Raw genomic sequence first — 16,167 nt, forward strand, 5'->3', positions numbered from 1 at the left:
AACCCCGTTTTAACCTGCTGGAATACTTGGCCTGAGAGGCTTTGTTCCGTACCTGAACATAAGATGTACGGAACTCCCCCTGAACCTCTGAAAGGCCCTCCATGCCTCTGGCCCTGCTCGCCCTCGCCGTGGGCGCCTTCGGCATTGGTACCACCGAGTTCGTGATGATGGGACTGCTGCCCGACGTCGCGGACGACCTGAACATCTCGATCCCCACCGCCGGCCACCTCGTCTCGGCGTACGCGCTCGGCGTCGTCATCGGCGCCCCGCTGCTCGCCGCCGTCACCGCGCGCATGTCCCGCCGCACGGTCCTGATCGGCCTGATGGTCCTCTTCGTCGCGGGCAACGCGTTCTCCGCGCTCGCTCCTTCCTACGACTGGCTGCTCGCCGCCCGCTTCCTCAGCGGGCTGCCGCACGGCGCGTTCTTCGGCGTGGGCGCGGTCGTCGCCACCAACCTGGTCGCCCCCGAGCGCAAGGCCCGCTCCGTCTCCCTGATGTTCCTCGGCCTCACCGTCGCCAACATCGTGGGCGTCCCGGTCGCGACCCTCATGGGCCAGCAGCTGGGCTGGCGGGCCACGTTCCTCGGCGTCAGCGTGATCGGCCTGGCCGCGATCACGGCGCTGACGCTGCTGATCCCCCGCGACCACGCCCACGCGGCCCCCTCGGCGGGCCTGCGCGGCGAACTGGCCGCCCTGCGCTCCCTCCCGGTCTGGCTGGCCCTCGGTACGACGGTCGCGGGCTTCGGCGCGCTGTTCGCCGCGTACAGCTACATCACGCCGATGCTCACCGACTCCGCCGGGTACGCCGACTCCAGCGTGACGCTGCTCCTTGCGCTGTTCGGCGTCGGCGCGACGGCCGGCAACCTGCTGGGCGGACGGCTGGCCGACCGCTCGATGCGGGGCACGCTGTTCGGCGGGCTGGTCTCTCTTACGGCGGTCCTGGCGCTCTTCCCGGTCCTGATGAGCACGGCGTGGAGCGCGCCCCTGGCGGTCGTCCTGCTGGGCACGGCGGCCTTCGTCACCAGCTCGCCCCTGCTCCTGATGGTCATGGAGAAGGCGTCCTCGGCCCCGTCACTGGCGTCCTCTGCGAACCAGGCCGCGTTCAACCTGGCGAATGCGGGCGGCGCGTGGATCGGCGGTCTCGCTCTGGCGGCGGGCTTCGGCGTGACGTCTCCGGCGCTCGCGGGCGCGGCGCTGGCGGTGCTCGGGCTGGGGGTTGCGGGGGTGGCCGCGGTGGTGGACCGGCGGCGGGTTGCTCCTACGGGCGGCCGGGAACGGCTTGTCGCGGGGCATGTGCCGGAGGTTTCGGAGGCGGTGCACCACTGACGGGGTGCCCCTACGGGGGGACGCCGAGCCGAGTGCGGTGGGCACGTCAATATTGCTGTGGCAGGAGATGCCCCGTTCCGCGGCTTGCCAGAGCAGTACTCACCGGCCTGCATCTGCACGACGCCGACCCTCCTGAGGTCCTGCCATTCTCTGATGGCTCCAGCAGACACACAGGGCAATCCCGTTCTGCCAGACGTGAAAGCTAAGGACCGACATGGTGCTGTTCAGCAGTTCGTCCATGAAGTTAAGTTCCGCGGCATTCTCCGCGCTGTTCCTGCTGTGCGCCTCGCCCGGCGCGGTGGCGGCATCGCGGGACGCGGGCGGCCATGCGGCCGTTCACGAGGTCGATGTCACCAACATGCCGGCCACCAAAGAGGGACAGCCGACGGTCGCCGTCAACCCGAGGAACCCGAAGAACCTGGTGTTCGTCTCGACGATCTTCCCGCCGTCGCCGGGCCTGGAACCGGTCGACGGCGGGTGTTTCCTCGCCTACTCCGACGACAGGGGCAACACCTGGACCCGGGTGGCGTGGCCGCTGGGCGACGCGGCGCCCAAGTGCGGTGAGCCGAGCGTGCAGTTCGACGCGAAGGGCACCGTGTACGTGGACAACAACCAGGTCAGCTCGGGCCTGGAGGCGAACCTGCTCAACCACAACCAGGTCGCGAAGTCCACGGACGGCGGCCGGACTTGGACCGACCCGGTGTCCACGCCGCTGCTGCTCGGGGGTGCCCCGAAGATGCGGGTGGACGCCGCGACCGGCAAGGTCTACGCCGTCGCCGGGGCGGTGTGGGAGTACCCGAGCGCGGTTTCCGTCAGCGCCGATGGCGGAAAGACGTTCAGCAGCGACTCACGGGTGATCCCGGGCCCGATGCCGTGCATCCAGGTGGCGCCGGGCATCCCGCTGGTGTGCGGCTATCCGGGTCGTGAGATCGCCGTGTACGGCGGAATCCTCGTCTCCGCCTCCCAGGAAGCGGGCAAGCCGGTGAACTTCCACGTCAGCCGCGACGACGGCAGGACATGGACGAACACGACGGTGAACGACGGGCAGGGATCGCCCGTCGCGGCAGGCACCGGTTCGATGGTGCCGACTCCGGCACGGGGTGCGGCGGCCGACCCCGTCCCGTGGCTGGCCGCCGATCCCTCCCACCGAGGCCGGTTCGCCGTCATGGTGCCCAGGGACTCCAACACCCTGGAGGTGTACATCACTCCGGACGCCGGCAAGACCTGGACCGGCCCGACGACGATCGCCACCCCCAACGCCCAGCGTCCGGCGATCGACTTCGGCGCCAATGGTGACCTGGGTGCCATGTGGCGGACCACCACGGGCGACGCGTTCTCGGTCGTCTCGTTCGACCACGGCCGCTCGTTCAGCGCCCCGGTGCAGGTCAACCACGTGACCGAACCGGTCGGCGAGATGGGCCCTCCCGGTGACCGCTGGTCGGGGATCACCCTCGCCGACGGCTACGCGTACGTCACCTGGGCCGACGGACGGAACAACTCCTCCCTCGACTCCGTCATCAGCCGGGTGCCGCTGAAGCTGTACAAGAAGCGCACCGCCTCGAAGGCGACGAACTGACGCAGCCACTGACAGCACTCCTACGCATGACGATGGTCCGCCGAGGCGCCTCGGCGGACCATCGTCGTCACCGGTCGTCGGTGGTGCCGTCCGTCCGGGGCCGGGGATGTACGAGGCCGCTCTGGTAGGCGATCACGACGAGTTGGGCGCGGTCGCGGGCGCCGAGTTTGTTCATCGCCCGCTGGATGTGGGTGCGGACGGTCAGGGGGCTGAGGACGAGATGGTCGGCGATCTCCGCGTTCGCCTTGCCTTCCGCGGCCAGCGCCATCACTTCGCGTTCCCGGGTGGTGAGTGCGGTCAGTTCCGGCGGCGGGGCCGACTGAGGGTCGGCTGTGGTGAGGAAGCGGGTGATGAGGGTCCGGGTGGCGGTGGGAGACAGAAGGGCCTCGCCGGAGGCGACCGTGCGGATGCCGTCCAGCAGGGTGTACGCGGAGACGTCCTTGCCGAGGAAGCCGCTGGCCCCGGCTCGTAGCGCCCGGGCGACATATTCGTCGGTCTCGAAGGTGGTGAGGATGAGTACGCGGGTGTCGGCGAGGTTCGGGTCCCGGCAGATGGCGGTGGTGGCGGCGAGGCCGTCGGTGCCGGGCATGCGGATGTCCATCAGGACGATGTCGGGGCGGTGGATACGGGTGAGGGAGACGGCCTGCGCTCCGTCTGAAGCCTCGCCGACCACCTCCATGTCGGGATTCTCCTCGATGAGGATCCGGAAGGTGGTGCGCAGGAGCTCTTGGTCGTCGGCGAGCAGGATGCGGATGGTCATGGAGGTCTGCCTTCTCAGCAGTCGGTCTCGACAGTCGGTCTCAACAGTCAGTGGAGGATCGGCAGTTCGGTGGTCACGGTGAAACCGCCGTCGGGCCGTCGGCCGGCGTCGAAGCGCCCGCCGGCGGAGTGAGCGCGTTCGCGCATGCCGATCAGGCCGAACCCGTCGCCGGGACCGGCCGGGGCCGGTTCGCGGAGTGAGGGCTCGTTGGTGATGGTGACGGTCAGCCTGTCGCGGCCGTAGGCCAGCCTGACCTGTGCGGTGCTTCGCGGCGCGTGCTTGGTGACATTGGAGAGGGCCTCCTGCACGATCCGGTACGCGGTCAGGTCCACTCCGGGTGACAGCTGCTGTGGTTCACCGTCGACGACGACCTCGACACCCAGGCCGGCCGCGGCGAAGGAGTCGACGAGGGCGGGCAGTTGGAGCAGGCCGGGGGTCGGCTCCGTAGGCGAGTCGGGGTCCTCCGGCCGGCGCAGAAGTCCGACCGCCGCCTTGAGCTCGCGCAGTGCCGCGGAGGTGGTGGAGGCGAGCTGGGCGACCATGGGGGCGACTTTGTGCGGGCTGGTCTGCGCGAGGAAGGTGGCGGTGCCGGCCTGCGCGTTGGCGAGCGCCAGGTGGTGGGCGACGACGTCGTGCAGCTCGCGTGCGATCCGCACACGCTCTTCGGCGACGCGGTGACGGGCCTCGTCCTCACGGCTGCGTTCGGCGTACTCGGCGCGCGCCTTGACCGCTTCGAGATAGGCGCGCCTGGTCTGCGCCGCCGTCCCCAGCGCCACCGGCAGCAGCAGACACACGATCGGATTGACGACCGCCAGGGGCCAGGGGTGGCCGTAGCGGTCACCGAGGACCACCGGCAGCACAATCACCGCCGTCATGGCGAGGCACCACCCGTAGGCGGTCCCGCGCGGCATCTGCGCGGCCAGCTCGTACAGGGCCGCGATGACCGGCGCCAGCAGCATGGGGGTGAGCAGGTAGCCGAGTCCGCCGGCCGCGCCGGCGCACACCGCCGTCACCATGAGCACGGTCCGGGGACGGGTGCGGCGCCACAGCAGGGCGAAGGAGGCCACGACGGCCAGCGGCAGGGCCGACCACCAGCCCAGTCCCTCGGTATAGCTGTCGCTGCTGTAGAGGGCCACCGGCCCGGACAGCACGCACAGCACGCCGATGAGCACCGCGTCGACGGTATGGGGATGGTTCTGCGCGTAGTCCTGCCAGCGGCTGGTCATCACGTGCTCCGGTCGGGGGGTGTCTCGTCCATGATCGGTCACACCGCGCGGCGACACCTGTGGGGCTTCCCGTGACACCACGGGAAGCCCCACAGGCCGCGCACGGAAGGGCCGGCTCAGTTCAGCGCCGAGGCCGGCGCCTTGCCGGAGACCGGCTCCCGCGTGCCCGACCGCTCGTCGGTGAGAGCCTCACCCTCGATGTCCACGTGGGGCAAGCGCCGGTCGAGCCACTTCGGCAGCCACCAGGCCTTCTGCCCGAGCAGGGCCAACACCGCCGGGACGAAGACCATCCGGACCAGGAAGGCATCGAACAGCACGGCCACGGCCAGGCTGAAACCGATCATCTTGATCATGGCCAGTCCGGCCCCGACGAACCCGGAGAAGACGGCGATCATGATCAGTGCGGCTGCCACCACGACACGGGCGCTGTGCCTGAACCCGCTGACCACGGAATCGGCGGGCCGCTCCCCGTGGACGTACGCCTCCCGCATCCGGGAGACCAGGAACACCTCGTAGTCCATGGCCAGGCCGAAGACGATGCCCACCATGATGATCGGCATGGTGCTCATGATCGGTCCGGTCTGCTGCAGACCGATGAGATCGGCCGCCCAGCCCCACTGGAAGACGGCCACGACCGCGCCGAGGGCGGCGAGCACGGAAAGCAGGAACCCGACGGCGGCCTTGAGCGGCACGAGCACGGAGCGGAAGATCACGAGCAGCAGCAGGAAGGCCAGCCCCACCACGACCGCGAGATAGGGGACGAGCGCGCTCTGCATCTTCTGCGCGACGTCGATGTTGACCGCCGTGGTGCCGGAGACCAGGAACGTCGCACCGGTTTCGGACCGCAGACCGTCACGCTCGGCGCGGATCGCCCGCACCAGGTCCTTGGTCTCCTCACTGGTGGGCGCGGTGGAGGGAGTGGCGGTGAACAGGGCTGTGTCACCGGCCGAGTTAAAGGTCGCGGTCGAGACGGACACGACTCCCGCGGTGTCGGCGATCTTCTCCCGGATGGTGGAGAGCGCAGCCTTCGGATCCTTCACACCCTTCGCGTCCACTACGACGGTCAGCGGACCGTTGAAGCCCGGACCGAACCCCTCGGCGAGCTCGTCGTAGGCCCGCCGTTCCGTGGTCGCGGTCGACTTCGACTCGTCCCCGGGCATGCCCAGCTGCATGTCCATCGCCGGCAGGGCAAGCGCCCCCAGCACCGCGACCGAGGCGAGCAGCACCGGCACCGGACGGCGCAGCACAAACCGAGCCCACCGGGTTCCGGCGTTCGTCGTCGTACCGCCGCGCTTGTCCTTGCCTTTCCTGATCCGGCGGGACAGAACGGCGTTGGGGAACAGGCCCAGCAGCGCGGGTACGAGGGTCAGCGCGACCAGGACGGCGATCACGACGGCCCCGGCCGCGGACAGCCCCATCTTCGTCAGCGTCGGAACGCCGACCACGGAGAGCCCCGCCAACGCGATCACGACCGTGAGCCCGGCGAACACCACCGCCGAGCCCGCGGTTCCGACGGCCAGGCCGGCGGCCTCCTGCGGGGTGCGGTCCTTGGCCCGTTCCTCGCGGTACCGGGACACGACGAAGAGCGCGTAGTCGATACCGACCGCCAGGCCCAGCATCGACGCCAGGCTGCTGCTCGTCGTGGACAGCCCGAACGTGCTGCCGAGCGCCATGATCGACACCATGCTGATGCCGACCCCCAGGACGGCCGTCAGCAGCGGCAGTCCGGCAGCCGCCATGGAACCGAAGGTCACCAGCAGCACCAGCGCGGCGATGCCGATACCGATCGCCTCACTCGAACCGCCGGCCGCGGCCTCGGCGGCCAGCACCGGACCGCCGACGTCCACGGTCAGCCCCGCCTCGCGGGCGTCATCCACCGCCGCCTGCAGGTGCTGCTTGGTGGAGTCGGTGATGTCCTTGGACTTCGCCTTGTAGGTGACGATCGCGTACGCGGTGGAACCGCTCTTGTTGACCGCGCCCGCCTGGAAGGGGCCGACCGCGGCCTCGACCTGACCGCCCTCGCCGGCCTCATCGACCAGCTTCTCGATCGTGGCGCGGTTGTCGGAGGCGGTGACCTTCTGTCCCGCCGGGGCGACGAAGACAATTCTGGCCGATGCGGTGTCGGCATTGTCGGAGGTGCCCGGGAAACGCTGCTGCAGCAGGTCATAGGCACGCTGCGCCTCGATGCCGTTCATCGAAGCGGTGTCATCGGGAGGCGCGGGCGCCTTGGTCGAGGCGAACCCGACGGCGCCCAGCACGACCACCCACAGGGCGGTCACCAGCCAGCGTCGTCGAAAGGCCGTACGGCCCAGTCGGTAGAGAAGAGCGGCCATGGGACGGAGGTCTCCACATCTGATTCGGGAACCTCCCCAGGCTCTCCGCCACGACCGCGCCCGTCTCCCTGCTCCCGCCGACACTTCGGCTACTGAAACGGCAGTACCGGCCTCCTGAACTGGCAGTACCAGGCCGTGTGGGTGGAAAGCCGGCGCACTGTACGGCTGGCAGGGAGCGGAGCGGCCTCAGGCCACCATCACGCCACGGTGATCGGCCCAAGACCGAGCGGCCTCGGCCATGGCCCCGAGCCAGGACGCTTCAGGCTTCCGGGCGGCGAACGCCCGGTACATACGCACGAAGGCCGCGGCGAACGCGTCGACCGCCCTCGGGTCCCCGTTCGTCCATGACGGACTACGGGACGCCCACGACTCGGCGGACTCGGGGCTGTGTCCGGCGGCCACCAGCTGAACGACGAACATGGCCGGATCGATGAACGCCGCTCCCCGAGTCGGCCATGCCCAATCCACGACCCACATGTCCCGGACGCCGATCAGGAAGTTACTCGGGTTGACGTCGGTGTGAAGCAGCGCGTCACCCTTGAACAGCTCGGCTTCGTCCTGGTTCCGAGCGAACCGGTCCCATCGGGTCTCCGGCCAGTCCAGAGCCACCCAGTGTTCGTCTTCCGCATACCAACGCAGGGCTGGGGAGAGGGGGCGGACAAACGGATTGATCAGCATCTCGCGCGTGATCGAGTCGAACCGCCCACCGGGCCGGTTTCGGACGGCCTTTATGAAGAACGCTCCCTTCTCGCTGTCGACCAGGGCCGTGACATCGGAACTGAATCCGCGCGCGGTCCGCTCAACGCTGGTCACGTCGCCCACGTACGGATGGATCAGGGCCCGAATCTCGGATGCGGGAAGGGAGTTACTCATGCGTCCTTCAGTTCTTCGGGGTGCACTCACTACCCGGCTTTCCGGGGCTGCACTCGTCGTCGGTGTCGGGTGTGCAGGCACCGAAGCTACCGGGCGAGCCGAGGCCGCGCGCGGCCCGAATGGACGCGTTGGTTCGCGCCATGGCGGGGCCGCCGAGTAGTTCGGCCAGCGGGGTTTCCTTGACGTTTCCGATGCTCAGCCACCCCGAGAAGACGCAGGGGGAGACGTCGCCCGACGGGCTGATCGCTGCGCCCAGAGGCAACTTGAGATTGGGCACCTCGAAGCCGCGTGCGCGACGTGGGGGGAGTTCCTCGACGACTACGCGCGACTCTCCTCCAAGGCTGCGGCCTAACCGCGGGCGCGTGTAAACGACGGATAACGTAAGACGAGCCCCCGCACCATGAAGCGTGCGGGGGCTCGTCTTACGGCTGGTGCTCTGACCGCGAAGGTTCGCCGGGTTGAGGGGTTCGCCCCGTGAGTGAGGCGGTCGGCGATCGTGACCTTGTTGGTCGGGGCGGGTGCGGAGACGGGTGCGGTCACCGTTGGTCACCACTCGCATTGCAGGTCATCCAGCTGGCGGTGCAGACTGATATTGAGCGGCGGTACCCCAGAAGGGCCTGGAGCGATGGGCGACTATGTGGAGCTCCCCGGCGTCAGGACGTGGTACGAGACCGAAGGTGCCGGTGACCCGTTGGTTCTCCTCCATGGCGGCCTCTGCACGAACGAGACGTGGGGGGCTCAGCGCGCCGATTTCGCGGCGCGATTTCGAGTGCTCCTCCCCGAGCGCCGCGGGCATGGGCACACGCCCGACGTCGACGGGCCGCTTTCGTACCGGGACATGGCCGAGGACACCATCGCCTTCATCGAGTCGGTTGTCGACGATCCCGTTCACCTCGTCGGATGGAGCGACGGCGGGGTCATCGCCCTGCTCGTCGCCATCGCCCGTCCCGACCTGGTCCGAAAGGTTGTGGCCATGGGTGCCAACTCCCTCCCGAATCCACAGAGCGGCGCGGCGCCGGAGATGCTCGATCAGCTGACGCCCGATGCCCCCGACCTGACCATGTTCCGAGAGGCGTACGAAGCCGGGTCGCCTGACGGCGCCGCCCACTGGCCGGTCGTCGTAGGCAAGTTGGTCGACATGTTTCGCACCGAGCCGACCATCCCCACCGAGGACCTGACTCGCATCACCGCACCCACGCTCGTCCTGGTCGGGGACGACGACCTGATCACGCTCGAACACACGATTGCCCTGTATCGCGCAATCCCCGGATCCGAGTTGGCCGTAGTGCCCGGCACGTCTCACGCGCTGCTGATGGAGAAACCCGGAGAGGTCAACCGGATCATTCTCGACTTCCTCGCCAATGATCCAATCCCCACGATGCTTCCCATACGGCGCTCCCCGGCGGCGACCACCGCGGTCAACGGTCCGGCCTGACCGCCCGACAGCGTGCGTGCCCTTCTTCAGTCTGGAGCGGCCTGCCGCAGTGACGGACCTGCTGACCGGCTTCCTGCGCGAGACGGTCCCCGCCGGTTGAGCCTGATTGCCGGATGTCCCGGTCAGGCCGCCTGTGCGAGGCGGCGCCCGCCCCAGCGGATGCCCTGCCCGCTGCGGATGCCGGCGCGCTCCTTGCGTTGGGGAATCGACGTACTAGGCCAGGTTGGTGGCGGCCTGCCGAGTGCGGGGCTGTCATGGCCCCCAAGGGCGGTCGCAGCGCCTGTAGGCGGGCTGTAGGTGGCTGTAGGCGGGATGTCGGTGGTTTGTCGGTGGGCCCTGGCACTGTCTTCGGCATGACGCGAATCGACAACAAACCCAGCAACACGGCTGTCACCGTGCGGGGGCTGGTCAAGCACTACGGCGAGACCAAGGCGCTGGACGGCGTCGACCTGGACGTGCGTGAGGGCACCGTGATGGGTGTGCTCGGGCCGAACGGGGCCGGGAAGACCACCCTCGTGCGGATTCTGTCCACCCTTCTCGCCCCCGACGCCGGGCAGGCGACCGTCGCCGGCTACGACGTCGTACGGCAGCCCCGGCAGCTGCGCCGGGTGATCGGGCTCACCGGGCAGTACGCCTCCGTCGACGAGAAGCTCCCTGGTTGGGAGAACCTCTACATGATCGGGCGGCTCCTCGACCTGCCCCGTAAGGAGGCCCGCGCACGGGCCGACGAGCTGCTGGAGCGGTTCTCGCTGACCGACGCGGCGAAGCGGCCGACCTCCACGTACTCCGGCGGTATGCGGCGGCGGCTCGACCTCGCCGCATCGATGATCGGGCGGCCTGCCGTCCTGTTCCTCGACGAGCCGACCACCGGGCTCGACCCCCGTACCCGTAACGAGGTGTGGACCGAGGTCAAGGCCATGGTCGGTGACGGGGTGACCGTGCTGCTGACCACCCAGTACATGGAGGAGGCCGAGCAGCTCGCCTCCGAACTGACCGTCGTGGACCGCGGCAAGGTCATCGCGAACGGCGGGATCGAGGAGCTGAAGGCGAAGGTCGGCGGCCGCGCCCTGCGGATCCGCCCGGCGGACCCGCTGGAGCTCCGCCCGCTCGCCCGAGACCTCGACGAGCTCGGCATCACCGGCCTCGCCACCACGACCGTGGACTCCGAGAGCGGCAGTGTCCTGGTCCCGATCCTGAGCGACGAGCAGCTCACCGCCGTGACCGGCGCGGTCGTCGCGCGCGGCATCACGATCGCCTCGATCACCACCGAACTGCCCAGCCTGGACGAGGTGTTCCTGTCGCTCACCGGCCACCGCGCCAGCGCGCCGCAGGACGCCGTACCCACCGACGCACGCGAGGAGGTCGCCGTATGAGCGCCGCCACCATTCCTGTCCCGGCCTCGGCCTCGGTCGGCGACGCCCGTATCTCGCTGCGCGGGCATCTGCGCCACACCGGTGCGCTGATCCGCCGCAACCTGCTGTGGATCCGGCAGGACCCGGAGTCGATGTTCGACGCCATCCTGTTCCCGGTCATCTTCACCCTGCTGTTCGTGTTCGTCTTCGGCGGCTCCATCGGCCAGTCGCTGGGCGGCGGGCAGGAGGCGTACGTGCAGTACGTCGTCCCCGGGCTGATGGCCATGATGGGCATGAACATGGCCCAGGGCGTCGGCACCGGCTTCAACACGGACTTCAACAGCGGTGTCATGGACCGTTTCCGGTCCCTGCCGATCGGCCGCGGCTCCGTGCTGTTCGCGAAGATCGCGGTGGAGCTGATGCGGATGCTGTTCGCGACCGCCGTGCTGATGGTCGTGGGTGTCCTGGTCGGCTTCCACATCACCAACTGGCCCGGTCTGCTGGCCTCCGTGGGACTGTCCACGATCTTCGGGTCGGCCCTGATGTGGGTGTTCCTCACCCTCGGTGTGGTCATGAAGAGCGCGCAGTCCGTGCAGGCGATGGGCTTCCTGGTGCTGATGCCGCTGCAGTTCGGCTCGTCGATCTTCGCGCCGACCACCTCGATGCCGGGCTGGCTGCAGAACTTCACCGACTACAACCCGCTGTCCGCGCTCGCGGACGCGGCGCGCGGACTGATGGTGGGCGGCCCGGTCGCCCACGACCTGATGGTGACGCTCGCCTGGTCGGTGGCCCTCACCGCGGTGATGGCGCCGATCGCGATCCACAAGTTCCGCACCAAGGCCTGACGGCCCGGATCGGTTCGGTCCGCGTCAGACCAGGGCGGCGGCCTCCTCCACGGAGAGGCCGCCGCCTTCCGCGTACGCGGCCTCGTACGCCTCGTCACCGAGGGCGGCCCGGGTCCGGGTCTCGGCCCGCTCGTGCGCATGGCGTTCCAGGGACGAGGCGAAGTGGCGGGGCGGCAGTGCCGCGTCGGCGGCGCCGAGGCAGCGGGCGGCGTCGCGGGCGCGGCGACCGCCGTCGACACCGGCGAGGGCGATCGCGGCGACGGTCAGATACATGGAGCGCATGCTCGGTGCGATGGCCTGGGAGAGCGTGTCCGCGCCCCGTTCCAACGCCTGCCGGGACTTGTCCAGACACTCCTCGTAGCGTCCGTCGGCCGCCTCCAGCCAGGCCTCCGACCCCAGGATGAAGGCGTCGAAGACGACGAAGTGGGCGATGGAGAACTCCTCGCGCAGCCGCCGGATGTGCTCGCGGGCCTCCGGGATCCGGCCGGTCATGCCGAGCCAGCTCGCGAGGAAGAGCCGGGCGGCGGGCATGGCCTCGCTGTGCCCGCCGGTCTGCTCGGCGATCACCTCGCGCAGCAGGCGTTCGCCGCGTTGGGTTTGCCCCGCCTCCAGGAGCGCGCTGCCGAGCCGGGCCCGGAGCACCGCCTTGTGGGCGTGGGCGCCGAGCCGTTCGGCGTGTTCAATGGCCGTCTCGTAGTCGGCGGCGGAGCCGAGGTAGTCGCCGCTGCGCTCGCGGGCCTCGGCGCGGGCGGAGAGCGCGTCCGCCGTGCCCCAGGCGTCGCCCAGGCGCCGGAAGATCTCCAGCGACTCGTCGGCGTCGCGGGCCGCGTCTCCGGCCCAGTCGGTGCGGTTGGCCAGGATGTTCGCGCGCAGCTGGAGGCTGGCGGCGAGCTCCCACTCGTAGCCCGGCGTACCGCGGCAGGTGGCGACGGAGGCGTCCATGACCGTGCGCAGGTCGCCCACCTCGCCGGTGAGCATCACGGCGAAGAACCAGAATATTCCGGGGCTGCGGCAGGTCTGCGGGAGGCCGGGCTCGTAGGTCGTGGCGATGGAGCGCAGCTTCTCCTGGGCCACCGGGTTCTGCCAGGAGTCCAACTCCGTGTCCATGCACGCGAGATGAGAGAGATGGATGCCGCGCCGGGCCTCTTCGAGGAGTTCACCGCTCCACGGGGGCGGGGTGGCCGTGCAGCGCTCCCACACCGGAGCGGCGGGGCGTGCGGGGGTGGTGAAGGGGGCGGGGCCGAGTGGCATGATCTCGCGGAGCCAGTTGCGGGCCTCGATGCGCAGGTCGCGCATCTGCCAGTACCAGCCCAGCGAGAGGGCCAGGCACATCGACTCCTGCTCGTCGCGGTCGGCGACGGCGTGCCGCAGGGCGGTGCGGAGGTTCTCGTACTCGCGCTCGAACCGCTGGATGGCGGCGAGTTGGCCGGGGCCGCGCAGCAACGGGTCGGTGGTGCGGGCGAGTTCGCGGAAGTAGGTGAGGTGGGCGCGCTCGGCTGTGCCGCGTCCGCCGGTCTCGTCGAGGCGCTCGCCCGCGTACTCGGCGACGGTCTCCAGGAGCCGGTAGCGCATCTCGCCGTCGCCCGAAGGGGCGGCGACGACAAGGGACTTGTCGACGAGGGAGCCGAGCGCCTCGAGGGCGGCGGGCCCGCACACGGCCTCGGCGGCGGCGAGGTCGCAGCCGCCCGCGAAGACCGACAGGCGGCACAGTACGTCCCGTTCGTCCTCGTCGAGCAGGTCCCAGGACCAGTCGACGACGGCGCGCAGGGTCTGCTGGCGGGGCAGGACGGTACGGCTGCCGGAGGTGAGTAGCCGGAAGCGGTCGTCGAGCCGGTCGGCTATCTGACGTGGCGTCAACATCCGTAGCCGGGCGGCGGCTAGCTCGATGGCAAGGGGCATTCCGTCGAGCCGCCGGCAGATCTCGGCGGCGGCCTCCGCGTCGTCCTCGACGCGGAAACCGGCCTTGGCCGCGGCCCCCCGGTCCGCGAGCAGCCGTAGCGCGAACGGCTCGGGCAGTGGCTCCACCGGCCGCAGCAACTCCCCCGGTACGCCGAGGGGTTCGCGGCTGGTGGCGAGCACCGTCAGCCCCGGGCAGCGCTCCAGCAGATGCTCCACCAGCCGGGCGGCGGCCTCGACGACGTGCTCGCAGTTGTCGAGGATGAGCAGCATGCGGCGTCTGCCGCAGTGCTCGGCGAGGCGGGTCAGGGGTTCGTCGTGCCGCTCCTGGACGGCCCGCATCTCCTCGGCGCCGGCGCCGTACAGCACGGTCTCGCGGGCGCCGACGGCGGTGAGCACGGCCTCCGGTACGGCGGCGGGGTCGTCGACGGGTGCGAGCTCGGCCAGCCAGACCCCGTCCCGGGCCGCGTACCGCACGGTCTCGGCGGCCTCCTGCGACAGCCGTGTCTTCCCGGCCCCGCCGGGCCCGAGCAGCGTGACGAGCCGGGCGGCGGCGATATCACCGCGGATGGTCTCGATGTCGGCGGCCCGCCCGACGAAGGAGGTGAGCCGGGCGCGGAGGTTGCCCGGCGGCAGCGGGGCGGGCGCCTCGGCGGGCGTCGCCGGCTCCGGCTGTACGACCGCGGGTATCGGGTCGGGGCTCAGCAACTCCCCGTGCAGCGCCCGAAGTTCGGGCCCCGGGTCCGATCCGAGCCGGTCCGCGAGGAGTTGTCGTACGTCCTCGTAGGCGGCCAGCGCTTCGGCGGTGCGGCCCGCGTCGCGCAGGGCGCGCAGCCGTAGGGCCTGGAGGGGTTCGTCGAGGGGGTGGGTGTCGCACAGGGCGGTCAGGTCCGGCAGCGCCTGTTCGGTCTGGCCGAGGGCGAGGGCGGCGGTGAGGCGGGCGCGGCGGGCGTCCAGGTGGCGGGTCTCCCAGCGGGCCGCCTCTGCGGTGCGGTCGGGGAGGTCGGCGAGGGCCGGGCCGTGCCACAGGGCGAGGGCGTCGTCGAGGACGACTGCCGCCTTGGCGGGGTCGCCGTCGGCGAGCGCGCGCGTGCCCTCGCCCGCGAGCCGCTCGAAACGGTGCAGGTCGATGTCGTCGGGCGCGGCGGCGAGCCGGTAGCCGCCCTCCACGGAAGCGATCGTGTCCGCGCCGAGGGCCCGGCGCAACCGCCCCACCAGCGCCTGCAGCGCGCCCGGCGCGTCCGCGGGCGGGTCGCCGTCCCACACCTCGTCGACGAGGAGGCTCGCCGGCACGGTCCGGCCGGGCCGCAGGGCCAGCACCGTCAACAGAGCGCGCAGCCGCGCCCCGCCGACCGGGACGGGCGTGCCGTCGGAGCGGAGTGCCTGGGTGGTGCCGAGGATGCGATAGCGCACGGGGTCCATTGTCTCTGGTGACGTCGGGGCCGGTCACGGGGATCAGGCGGCGCGGCGCGGAGTGCGGGCGCGGACCCACCCTCGCACGGAACCCCACAGGGTCCGCGAGACGTTTTCGGCGTAGGCCCGGTACCGTCGGGCAGTCCCAGTGCGTGAACGAGAGTCCGGGGAGCCCCATGACCACCGCCACCACCCGCCGCAGTGACCGGCGGATCAGTCCCGTCTTCCTCGGGATCCTGGCCGTCACCGCGGTGACCGGCTGGGCCACGTGGACCGGCTTCGCCGAGCAGCCGGGCGTCGCCGTGTTCCTGTTCGTGACTGCGGCGTGGATCGTCTCGCTCTGTCTGCACGAGTACGCGCATGCCCGTACGGCCCTGCACAGCGGGGACATCTCAGTCGGCGCAAAAGGGTACTTGACTCTCAATCCCCTCAAATACACTCATGCACTGCTGAGCATCGTGCTCCCCGTGCTCTTCGTGATCATGGGCGGGATCGGTCTGCCGGGTGGCGCGGTCTTCATCGAGCGGGGGCGGATCCAGGGCCGTTGGAAGCACAGCCTGATCTCGGCGGCGGGGCCGCTGACGAACGTGCTGTTCGCGGCGGTGTGCACGGCGCCGTTCTGGCTGGACGCGTTGGACGGCGTGCCGCTTGAGTTCCGCTTCGCGCTGGCCTTCCTCGCCCTGCTCCAGGTCTCCGCCGCGATCCTGAACTTCCTGCCGGTCCCGGGTCTGGACGGCTACGGCGTCATCGAGCCTTGGCTGTCCCCCGGCTTCAAGCGCCAGGTGGAGCCCTTCGCCCCCTTCGGGCTGCTGTTCGTGTTCGCGCTGCTGTGGCTGCCGACCGTCAACAGCGCGTTCTTCGACATGGTCGACGCGGTCCTGCGCGGCCTCGGGGTCAGCGAGCTGGAGGCCTCGTACGGCTGGAGCCTCTACCGCTTCTGGTAGGCGATTTTGCCGCGCTTGAAGTAGTACCAGCACATGTTGGAGGAGAGCCCGGCCAGCAGCACCCACACGATCCCCAGCCAGCTGCCCTGCGCGAAGGAGACGACCGCCGCGCCGACGGCGAGGAGACAGACGGCGAGCGCGTAGAGGGCGAGTCGCCGGGCCGGGCCGGGTGGGAGCAAGGGGGGCATG

13 protein-coding genes are annotated in these 16,167 nt (G+C 70.4%); 6 read left to right on the forward strand and 7 right to left on the reverse strand.

From position 1 onward, the window contains the following. Window positions 1-101 precede the first annotated feature (101 nt). The gene (locus tag AC5DRG_RS15035; protein ID WP_491810996.1) at window positions 102-1,325 is read left to right on the forward strand and encodes an MFS transporter; all 1,224 of its coding nucleotides are present in this window, start codon (window positions 102-104) and stop codon (window positions 1,323-1,325) included. Window positions 1,326-1,563: 238 nt separating this feature from the next. Beyond that, the gene (locus AC5DRG_RS15040) at window positions 1,564-2,901 is read left to right on the forward strand and encodes a sialidase family protein (RefSeq protein ID WP_491810997.1); all 1,338 of its coding nucleotides are present in this window, start codon (window positions 1,564-1,566) and stop codon (window positions 2,899-2,901) included. Window positions 2,902-2,968: 67 nt separating this feature from the next. On the opposite strand, the gene AC5DRG_RS15045 is transcribed toward AC5DRG_RS15040, so the two are convergent. The 5 genes from AC5DRG_RS15045 to AC5DRG_RS15065 form a co-directional block, all read right to left on the reverse strand. Beyond that, window positions 2,969-3,661 (reverse strand): response regulator transcription factor, encoded by a 693-nt coding sequence (locus AC5DRG_RS15045; RefSeq protein WP_491810998.1) that lies wholly within the window; start codon window positions 3,659-3,661, stop codon window positions 2,969-2,971. 47 nt (window positions 3,662-3,708) lie between these two features. Next, on the reverse strand, window positions 3,709-4,887 hold the full coding sequence (locus AC5DRG_RS15050) for a sensor histidine kinase (protein WP_491810999.1): 1,179 nt from the start codon (window positions 4,885-4,887) through the stop codon (window positions 3,709-3,711). A gap of 116 nt (window positions 4,888-5,003) precedes the next feature. Further along, window positions 5,004-7,220, reverse strand: a complete 2,217-nt coding sequence (locus AC5DRG_RS15055; RefSeq protein WP_491811000.1) for an MMPL family transporter — start codon at window positions 7,218-7,220, stop codon at window positions 5,004-5,006. A gap of 186 nt (window positions 7,221-7,406) precedes the next feature. Continuing rightward, entirely contained in the window at window positions 7,407-8,042 is a 636-nt protein-coding gene (locus tag AC5DRG_RS15060; RefSeq protein ID WP_491811001.1) for a protein kinase, read from the reverse strand. 58 nt (window positions 8,043-8,100) lie between these two features. Continuing rightward, on the reverse strand, window positions 8,101-8,355 hold the full coding sequence (locus AC5DRG_RS15065; RefSeq protein ID WP_491811002.1) for an SPASM domain-containing protein: 255 nt from the start codon (window positions 8,353-8,355) through the stop codon (window positions 8,101-8,103). A 363-nt stretch (window positions 8,356-8,718) separates the two neighbouring features. Between AC5DRG_RS15065 and AC5DRG_RS15070 the strand changes: the two genes are divergently transcribed. From AC5DRG_RS15070 to AC5DRG_RS15080, 3 genes are all read left to right on the forward strand, one after another. Further along, entirely contained in the window at window positions 8,719-9,528 is an 810-nt protein-coding gene (locus AC5DRG_RS15070) for an alpha/beta fold hydrolase (RefSeq protein ID WP_491811003.1), read from the forward strand. Between the two features lie 353 nt (window positions 9,529-9,881). Continuing rightward, window positions 9,882-10,901, forward strand: a complete 1,020-nt coding sequence (locus AC5DRG_RS15075; protein ID WP_491811004.1) for an ATP-binding cassette domain-containing protein — start codon at window positions 9,882-9,884, stop codon at window positions 10,899-10,901. Further along, on the forward strand, window positions 10,898-11,725 hold the full coding sequence (locus AC5DRG_RS15080; protein ID WP_491811005.1) for an ABC transporter permease: 828 nt from the start codon (window positions 10,898-10,900) through the stop codon (window positions 11,723-11,725). Before AC5DRG_RS15075 ends, AC5DRG_RS15080 begins: the two co-directional genes overlap by 4 nt. A gap of 24 nt (window positions 11,726-11,749) precedes the next feature. Here the strand turns inward: AC5DRG_RS15080 and AC5DRG_RS15085 are convergent, their stop codons facing one another. Continuing rightward, window positions 11,750-15,043: an ATP-binding protein gene (locus tag AC5DRG_RS15085; protein ID WP_491811006.1), complete on the reverse strand. Its 3,294-nt coding sequence runs from the start codon at window positions 15,041-15,043 to the stop codon at window positions 11,750-11,752. 167 nt (window positions 15,044-15,210) lie between these two features. Here AC5DRG_RS15085 and AC5DRG_RS15090 point away from each other — a divergent pair, with 167 nt between their 5' ends. After that, window positions 15,211-15,978: a site-2 protease family protein gene (locus AC5DRG_RS15090; RefSeq protein ID WP_491811007.1), complete on the forward strand. Its 768-nt coding sequence runs from the start codon at window positions 15,211-15,213 to the stop codon at window positions 15,976-15,978. Here AC5DRG_RS15090 and AC5DRG_RS15095 read toward each other — a convergent pair. Next, window positions 15,963-16,166 carry a hypothetical protein gene (locus tag AC5DRG_RS15095; RefSeq protein WP_491811008.1) on the reverse strand — a complete coding sequence of 68 codons (204 nt, stop codon included), beginning with the start codon at window positions 16,164-16,166 and terminating at the stop codon, window positions 15,963-15,965. The two genes, AC5DRG_RS15090 and AC5DRG_RS15095, sit on opposite strands and share 16 nt — an antisense overlap. Window position 16,167 lies beyond the last annotated feature (1 nt).

This window comes from Streptomyces sp. JLBG701 (assembly GCF_058544905.1).

Bases quoted from the DNA above. Each gene is read 5' to 3' on its own strand.
- AC5DRG_RS15035 (WP_491810996.1), top strand. From the start codon at position 102: ATGCCTCTGGCCCTGCTCGCCCTCGCCGTGGGCGCCTTCGGCATTGGT.
- AC5DRG_RS15040 (WP_491810997.1), top strand. From the start codon at position 1,564: ATGAAGTTAAGTTCCGCGGCATTCTCCGCGCTGTTCCTGCTGTGCGCC.
- AC5DRG_RS15045 (WP_491810998.1), bottom strand. From the start codon at position 3,661: ATGACCATCCGCATCCTGCTCGCCGACGACCAAGAGCTCCTGCGCACC.
- AC5DRG_RS15050 (WP_491810999.1), bottom strand. From the start codon at position 4,887: ATGACCAGCCGCTGGCAGGACTACGCGCAGAACCATCCCCATACCGTC.
- AC5DRG_RS15055 (WP_491811000.1), bottom strand. From the start codon at position 7,220: ATGGCCGCTCTTCTCTACCGACTGGGCCGTACGGCCTTTCGACGACGC.
- AC5DRG_RS15070 (WP_491811003.1), top strand. From the start codon at position 8,719: ATGGGCGACTATGTGGAGCTCCCCGGCGTCAGGACGTGGTACGAGACC.
- AC5DRG_RS15075 (WP_491811004.1), top strand. From the start codon at position 9,882: ATGACGCGAATCGACAACAAACCCAGCAACACGGCTGTCACCGTGCGG.
- AC5DRG_RS15080 (WP_491811005.1), top strand. From the start codon at position 10,898: ATGAGCGCCGCCACCATTCCTGTCCCGGCCTCGGCCTCGGTCGGCGAC.
- AC5DRG_RS15085 (WP_491811006.1), bottom strand. From the start codon at position 15,043: ATGGACCCCGTGCGCTATCGCATCCTCGGCACCACCCAGGCACTCCGC.
- AC5DRG_RS15090 (WP_491811007.1), top strand. From the start codon at position 15,211: ATGACCACCGCCACCACCCGCCGCAGTGACCGGCGGATCAGTCCCGTC.
- AC5DRG_RS15095 (WP_491811008.1), bottom strand. From the start codon at position 16,166: ATGCCCCCCTTGCTCCCACCCGGCCCGGCCCGGCGACTCGCCCTCTAC.